This is a genomic window from Veillonella sp. CHU732 (assembly GCF_003992085.1).
In the GTDB taxonomy this organism is placed as follows: Bacteria; Bacillota; Negativicutes; order Veillonellales; family Veillonellaceae; genus F0422.
The window spans coordinates 14032-21004 of sequence record NZ_RQVC01000014.1 but is presented as its reverse complement, the minus strand read 5'-3'; the positions used below and the strand labels follow the sequence as shown (position 1 = coordinate 21004).

General features: G+C 38.0%; 7 protein-coding genes. 4 read left to right on the top strand and 3 right to left on the bottom strand.

Translation table 11 applies throughout. From position 1 onward, the window contains the following. Positions 1–160: 160 nt before the first annotated feature. On the top strand, positions 161–754 hold the full coding sequence (locus EO121_RS06990; protein ID WP_127167018.1) for a type IV toxin-antitoxin system AbiEi family antitoxin domain-containing protein: 594 nt from the start codon (positions 161–163) through the stop codon (positions 752–754). Positions 755–926: 172 nt separating this feature from the next. Then, a complete protein-coding gene (locus EO121_RS06985; RefSeq protein WP_164725888.1) occupies positions 927–1925 on the top strand; it encodes an Abi family protein in 999 nt (332 codons plus the stop codon). Positions 1926–2075: 150 nt separating this feature from the next. On the opposite strand, the gene EO121_RS06980 is transcribed toward EO121_RS06985, so the two are convergent. From EO121_RS06980 to EO121_RS06970, 3 genes are all read right to left on the bottom strand, one after another. Continuing rightward, positions 2076–2786, bottom strand: coding sequence for a Crp/Fnr family transcriptional regulator (locus EO121_RS06980; protein ID WP_127167015.1), 711 nt, complete (start codon positions 2784–2786; stop codon positions 2076–2078). A gap of 225 nt (positions 2787–3011) precedes the next feature. Continuing rightward, entirely contained in the window at positions 3012–3803 is a 792-nt protein-coding gene (locus EO121_RS06975) for an Rpn family recombination-promoting nuclease/putative transposase (protein ID WP_127167013.1), read from the bottom strand. A gap of 72 nt (positions 3804–3875) precedes the next feature. Further along, positions 3876–4085: a hypothetical protein gene (locus EO121_RS06970; protein WP_127167011.1), complete on the bottom strand. Its 210-nt coding sequence runs from the start codon at positions 4083–4085 to the stop codon at positions 3876–3878. 223 nt (positions 4086–4308) lie between these two features. Between EO121_RS06970 and hcp the strand changes: the two genes are divergently transcribed. Together hcp and sdaAB are read left to right on the top strand one after the other, a co-directional pair. After that, positions 4309–5874: a hydroxylamine reductase gene (gene hcp / locus EO121_RS06965; RefSeq protein ID WP_127167009.1), complete on the top strand. Its 1566-nt coding sequence runs from the start codon at positions 4309–4311 to the stop codon at positions 5872–5874. A 427-nt stretch (positions 5875–6301) separates the two neighbouring features. Next, positions 6302–6967 carry an L-serine ammonia-lyase, iron-sulfur-dependent subunit beta gene (sdaAB, locus tag EO121_RS06960; protein WP_127167007.1) on the top strand — a complete coding sequence of 222 codons (666 nt, stop codon included), beginning with the start codon at positions 6302–6304 and terminating at the stop codon, positions 6965–6967. Positions 6968–6973 lie beyond the last annotated feature (6 nt).

Here is a 6973-nt window from a genome sequence, read left to right as displayed (position 1 = left end):
GTCCTGAAGATGTAACTTCCTCAGAAGATACAATAAGCCCCTACCCTTCCGGGTCGAAAGACTCGGAAGCGGTAGGGGCTTTTGTGTTATTTATTGTTGTATTTGTGCTAATAAAATGATATAATGTTAGCACAAATAAAACTTTATAGGTAGGTAGTATATGGATTATAAAAAAATATTAGAAGAGAAGTTAAAACAAAGTGGAGGGATATTGCTGAGTGAAGAAGTGATATCCGAGAATATACCGAGTATTTATTTAACAAGAATGGTTGAGCAAGGCAGTCTACAGCGAGTGGATAGAGGGATTTATATGGTGGAAGGGGGACAGTACGATGGATATTATTTCTTTCAGAAGAGATATAAAGTAGCAATCTTTTCTTATCTATCAGCACTGTATCTACATCAATTGATGGATAGTATACCAAATAAATTAGAGGTGACCTTGTATCGTGGATATAATCCGCATCGAATGGATGAAAATGTTATAAAGCACTATGTAACAAAAGAAGTACATGAACTTGGAATTGTTGATTGTAAAACGATGTATGGCAATACAGTGAGAGTATATGATTTAGAAAGAACGATTTGTGATTTAATAAAGAATAGAAAGGCTATAGATAGCCAGATATTTTCGAAAGTATTAAATCGTTATGTAAGTAGTTCAAATAAAGATTTAGCAAAACTTTATAAGTATGCTCAAAAAATGAAAATACTAGATAAAGTTTTAGGGGTTGTGGAGGTCCTTTATGAATAAGGATGAATCATAAATAAATTATTTAGAAAAATAATTAATAGTTAGATGTATTAGCTGTTGACAGTTTATTTGCATAGTGCTATAGTTGTGTTAGTAGATTGGCTGCAACGCTTAGGGCGTTGGTCACTAGGACACTGCTTTGGCAGTGTCCTTTTTATTTATGGAGATACTTATGGACTACGATAAACCGTTTCAAGATATTTCTCAACAAGTAGAAGTATTACAAAATAAAGGACTTATTATTTTAGATCCAGTATTAGCAGAAAATATATTAATGACAGTGTCATATTATGATCTTGTTAATGGATATAAAGAAGTATTCATAAAAAATAAGGTGTATATTAAAAATACCAGTATTGAAGATCTATTTGCATTTTGGTATTTAGATAAAAGGGTACAAGCACTTACTATAAAATATAGCTTAATCATTGAAACTATTTTTAAGCAAAAGTTATCATATGTGATTGCAAAGAATATAGGCGTTGATGAAAAGATATATTTAAATCCTAAATATTATAAGAAAAAAGCAGGAGGATTATTGTTCAACAATCTTAAAATAGATATTATGAGGTTGTTGTCTGTTAAACATAGTAAAGCACCTACTAAATATTATATAAAATCTCATAATCATGTTCCGCCATGGATTCTATTAAAAAATGCATCATTTGGTATTTCGATTAATATGTTTAAATTTTTAAGTACCAAAGATAAAGCGGAAGTAGCAAATTTACTTATACAATCTGATGCGGTGTTAGTATATGAAAAAATTGAACTCATTATAAGTTTTTTAGAAGGGCTGAGAAAGTTTAGGAATTATGCAGCACATAATCTGAAATTTATTACATGTCAGCCTGGATTTAAATTGCCGGGTAAAACCATGTATAGGTTATATCCAAAGTATGTCATTAGAAAATATTCTGGGGATATTTCAAAAAAAGATAAGGGGAGTATCAATGGATTATATGGGTTGATACTTATGATGATCATCTTTACAGAGGGTACACCGCTAGCTCAAACTATAATTGAAGATTATTCTGCAGAGATATTGCTAGGAGGGAATATACAAGAAGGAATAGATATGAAAGATTTATTGAAAAAATATTGTAACTGCTTGCGTTTACCAGAAGATATGTTACGTCGATTTGAAATTATTAAATCTATATTTAGATAGAATGCAACAAGCCCCTACCCTTCCAGGTCGAAAGACTTGGAAGCGGTAGGGGGTTTTATGTTGTGGTATTCGTATAGTATATCTAGTGGATGGTAATATTTGGAATATAGTAAAAGGGACGCAGGTTGTACAGCGTCCCTTTTAGTATTGTTAAAATGAAAAATCTTGAATAGTTTCGATATCTACAAGCTCAACTTCTTTGCCGTGGAATTGGATGATCCGTTCGTCTTGCAAACGACCTAGTTCACGGCTGAGGGCGGTGCGGCTCACGTTGAGGACGTCCGCCATTTCTTGCCGATTGTGTGGCAAGGTGAGGATGTTCTTTTTTTGCACTCGGTGAAGGTCCATAAAATAGGCGAAGATTTTTTCGCGCATCCCTTTTAGGGATAGATAATGCACTTTGCGGGTCAGTTGCATCGCCTTTTCAGACAGGTCATGCATGAGGTTTGTAAGCAACTGGATTTGACAGGATTGGCAGTCCGGAAATGCTTTGGTGAAAGTCTCAATTGGTAAAAACAAAACGATGGCATCTTTCGTGGCTTCGATCGTAGCTGGCCATAGGGGATGATTACTAAAGAGCAAAGCTTCCCCGAACATAGAGGACGGTTGCAGTTCCGTTACGATGGTTCGTTGTCCCAGCATGTTCTCTCGTGTTAATAAGGCACGCCCTTCTAGCAAGATACCGATGCCTTCCATCGGATCCCCAGCAATGGCAATGAAAGAATTTTTTTTGAAACTTTGTACTTTCACATTCGCTTGAGACAAGAAAAGTGATAAATTTTCTGGTGCAATGTGTGCGCATAGGGGAGATTGTTGAATCGTATTCATGTATGTTTCTAACGTTGGATGTAATGTCGACATGGGACCTCCGATAACTAGAAAATTATAATGTGGTATAGGAATATAATGATAAGTGTGCTCTAAGCATGTGATGATAGAGTGACAGAATACTAGAATGATAGCGTGATATAACTATATGTTCTATGACTGTGCATATGATGTATAGCAAAAGGGTCCAAAGGGACCCTTTTTGTATCGTACAAAGACAGTATATACTGCCATATAAATCGCGTTATATTGCAAACCTTAAATTAAAGAGTGTGCTTTACCGATTTCCTTGATTTGTTCTATGGTGAGCTTAGTATATTTGGCAATCATTTCTAAGGATAGTTTATCTTCTAACATGCCAAGAACTACTTCGGCTTTACCTTCAGCATTACCTTCTTTCCGTTGACGTCTTAATTCCATTTCGAGTGTCATATATTCTAACCTCCATTCTTTAGAATGTCGTACTTTATCAACGACGGAGTCCATTTCCGTTACTAACTCATCAGCAGGTGATTTACCATCTACATAATCTAAAAAATATTGTAACGGTTTTGAAATATCGTCTTCTGTACCTTTAGTGCTCAAGAATAGTTTTGTGGTTCCATCGTTTAATTCTATTTTGTAATTTTCTAAACAAACATTTCTGAAAGTATACTTGTGGAGCTCCCCAGTAAATACTGGAAAGGTGCATATAAATATAATATATGTATCATTGAGTTCGGTGTAGTCTTGGCCTTTTTCAATGTTATGTAAATCGATGATACTTTGATAGTATCGTACTCGTTTTACTAATTCCTCCATATTTTTAGTAGTTTGCATTTCCACATTAAAGACAGTACCATCCACATCGTTGACGTAGACATCGAGTCGAATACCTTTACTGTCTGGGTTCATATGCAGTGACTTTTCTTCTTCGAGATAGGTGATATCTTTAATCTGGATATCTAACAGCCGTTCTATTGTTGCCTTACAAATACGCTTATTGCGCATTACCTTTTGGAACATAAAGTTATCCTGAATGGTCAGTTCTTCAAAGGGTTTGATATGCATAGAATCACCTCCGGCTCTTATTCAAATTATACCATATATTTTAGATATATAACATTATTCTTTCTTACGTAACTATATCAATCTATGGGTTCGACCAATTTCTATAATTTGTTCTACAGTTAGTTTCGTATACTTCGAAATCAATTCTAAAGACCAGTTATCCTCTAACATGCCAAGAGCTACTTCAGCTTTAACTTCAGCTTTGCCCTCGGCTATAGCTTTAGCTCTACCGGCAGCGAATCCTTCTTTTCTGCATCGTATTTTTTCAACTTCAAATCTCATATACTTCCCTCTTCATTTCTCAAAATGTTTTTAAAGTGTAGCCAAGGATACGTTTTTTCTGCTTTCAGTATACTATACTACATGTATAGATAACAAGACACTGCTAGATTGCCCTGGAGAGGGCTTTCACTATGAAAGGGATTGTCTAGTAAAATATCTAAAGTAATACAAAAAGTATGTTGTAGTATACATATTAAGGGCAAAGTTCCCAAGGAGGTTTATCATGAGTATGTTCTGTTTCCAATGTGAACAAACAGCGCAACCAAATGGTTGTACAGTACAAGGTGTGTGCGGTAAAACAGCACCGGTTGCAAATTTACAAGACGAATTAACAGCGGCGTTGATTGGTTTAGCTCGTGCAATGCAAGCTACAGAAGTAACGTTAGAAAACGTACAATTGTTAAAACGTGGTTTATTCATGTGCGTAACAAACGTAAATTTCTCTGAAGATCGTGTACAAGAGTTCATCGATGTAATCAACAATGCGCACAACAAATTAGATGCGAACATTCCTAACTTTGATTGGGAAGAATTGTGGAAAGGTCATGAAGACATCGTATCCTTACGTTCCACATTGTTATTAGGTATGCGTGGTATGGCTGCGTACGCATGGCATGCAGCAGTATTGGGCTACAATGATCCAGAAGTTGATGCGTGGTTTGTAAAAGGCCTTGTTGAAATGGCAAAAGACCACAGCGCAGAAGAATGGTTAGGCTTATTGATGGAATTCGGTGGCATCAACCTTGCGTGCATGGCATTGTTAGACAAAGCAAACACAACTACATACGGTACTCCAGTTCCTACAACTGTACCTTTGACAGTAGAACCAGGTCCTTTCATCGTCGTAACAGGTCATGACTTACACGACCTAAAAATGTTATTGGAACAAACTGATGGCAAAGGCGTTAACATCTATACACATGGTGAAATGCTTCCATGTCATGCGTACCCTGAATTGAAAAAACATCCTCAATTGAAAGGTAACTTCGGTACTGCATGGCAAAACCAACAAAAAGAATTTGATGGCGTTCCAGGTGCATTCTTGTTCACAACAAACTGCATTATGCCACCAAAACAAACATATATCAAAAACATCTTCACAACTGACATGGTTGGTTTCGATGGCTGCGGTCATGTGGAACACAACGAAGATGGCACAAAAGATTTCTCTGCAGTCATCGAACGCGCTATTGAATTAGGCGGTTACAAAGAGCCACAACAATTCACTGGTATCAACGGCGGTACAGAAGTAACAACTGGTTTCGGTCATGGTACAGTACTTGGCGTAGCTGATAAAGTAATTGATGCGGTGAAAGCTGGCGCAATTAAACACTTCTTCTTGGTAGGTGGTTGCGACGGTGCTAAAGTAGGACGTAACTACTACACTGATTTCGTAAAACAAACTCCAGAAGATACAATGGTATTGACTCTTGCATGTGGTAAATATCGTTTCAACGACCTTAACATCGGTGAAATCGGTGGCTTGCCTCGTATCTTAGATATGGGTCAATGTAACGATGCGTACTCTGCAATCCAAGTAGCAGTAGCATTAGCAGGCGCTTTTGAATGTGACGTAAACGAATTACCATTGACATTAGTATTGTCTTGGTACGAACAAAAAGCGGTATGTATCCTATTAACATTATTGTCCTTAGGTATCCGCAACATCTATATCGGACCATCCTTGCCAAAATTCTTGTCCAACACAGTACTTGGCATCTTAGTTGAAAAATTCAACTTACATCCGATTACAACACCAGAAGAAGATATGAAAGCAATCCTAGGCTAAGACGTCTCTTGTGACGCTATGCAGCCTTGTGGCGTTCTTCATTAGCATAAGGGAAGAGCACGGCATACCCCCTCACAAACGGTATTTCATAATGTTTGTTCGGGGGCACACCGTGCTCTTCTTGTATTTGCGTGATTTAGGTAGTAAAGAACGCCACAAAGGCTACTACGCCTAACTGCGTTCCTTTGGGAAATGAAGAGCACGGTATACCCTTTTACAAACGGTATTTCATAATGTTTGTTAGGGGGCACACCGTGCTCTTCTTGCGTTTGTGTGATTTAGGTAGTAAGGAGCGCCACAAAGGCTGCTACTCGTAACGGCGTTCCTCGTGCGGATTCTTTTTTACGAGAAGGTCCCAAATATGGTATGATATAAGATACAGATAATACATAAGATATTCCTACATAGATAATAGGAGGTACCTACTTTGAGTAGTATTTTTGATATTATTGGACCGGTTATGATCGGTCCTTCTAGTTCACATACAGCAGGGGCGGCGCGCTTGGGAAAGATGGCGCTCTCTATGTTTCATGAACGTCCTGCAAGTGTCACTATGACACTCTATGGTTCCTTTGCGAAAACCTACCGTGGTCACGGTACGAACCGTGCGTTAGTGGCAGGCTTACTCGGCATGGATGCAGATGATGCCCGTATCCGTGAGTCCTTGGAGATGGCAGAAAAAGAGAACTTTCAGTATACTTTCATCGAGTCCGAAGTGGATGCAGGCCATCCGAATACGGTGCGGTTCAATATGTATGGAAAAGATGGCAAGCATATGTCCGTGACTGGATCTTCCCTAGGTGGTGGTAGGGTAGCAGTGACCAACATTGATGGTATTGATGTAGAGATTACCGGAGAAGAACACCAAATTATTGTGTTCCATACAGATCAGCCTGGTGTCATTGCAGGGGTCACACATATTTTAGGCCTAGCAGGTATCAATATTTCCAGCATGCGCGTGTTCCGGAAACGAAAAGGGTCGGAAGCGGTAATGCTTATCTCTACGGACTCAGATGTGGAAGGAGAGACGCTACAACAAATTAAGAAAGTGGCGGGCATTTCTTCTGTCATGTATTTTGAACCATTGGAATAGAGGATA

Coding starts and splice junctions, on each gene's coding strand:
- EO121_RS06990 (WP_127167018.1), top strand. CDS start 161: ATGGATTATAAAAAAATATTAGAAGAGAAGTTAAAACAAAGTGGAGGG.
- EO121_RS06970 (WP_127167011.1), bottom strand. CDS start 4,085: ATGAGATTTGAAGTTGAAAAAATACGATGCAGAAAAGAAGGATTCGCT.
- EO121_RS06980 (WP_127167015.1), bottom strand. CDS start 2,786: ATGTCGACATTACATCCAACGTTAGAAACATACATGAATACGATTCAA.
- EO121_RS06985 (WP_164725888.1), top strand. CDS start 927: ATGGACTACGATAAACCGTTTCAAGATATTTCTCAACAAGTAGAAGTA.
- EO121_RS06975 (WP_127167013.1), bottom strand. CDS start 3,803: ATGCATATCAAACCCTTTGAAGAACTGACCATTCAGGATAACTTTATG.
- hcp (WP_127167009.1), top strand. CDS start 4,309: ATGAGTATGTTCTGTTTCCAATGTGAACAAACAGCGCAACCAAATGGT.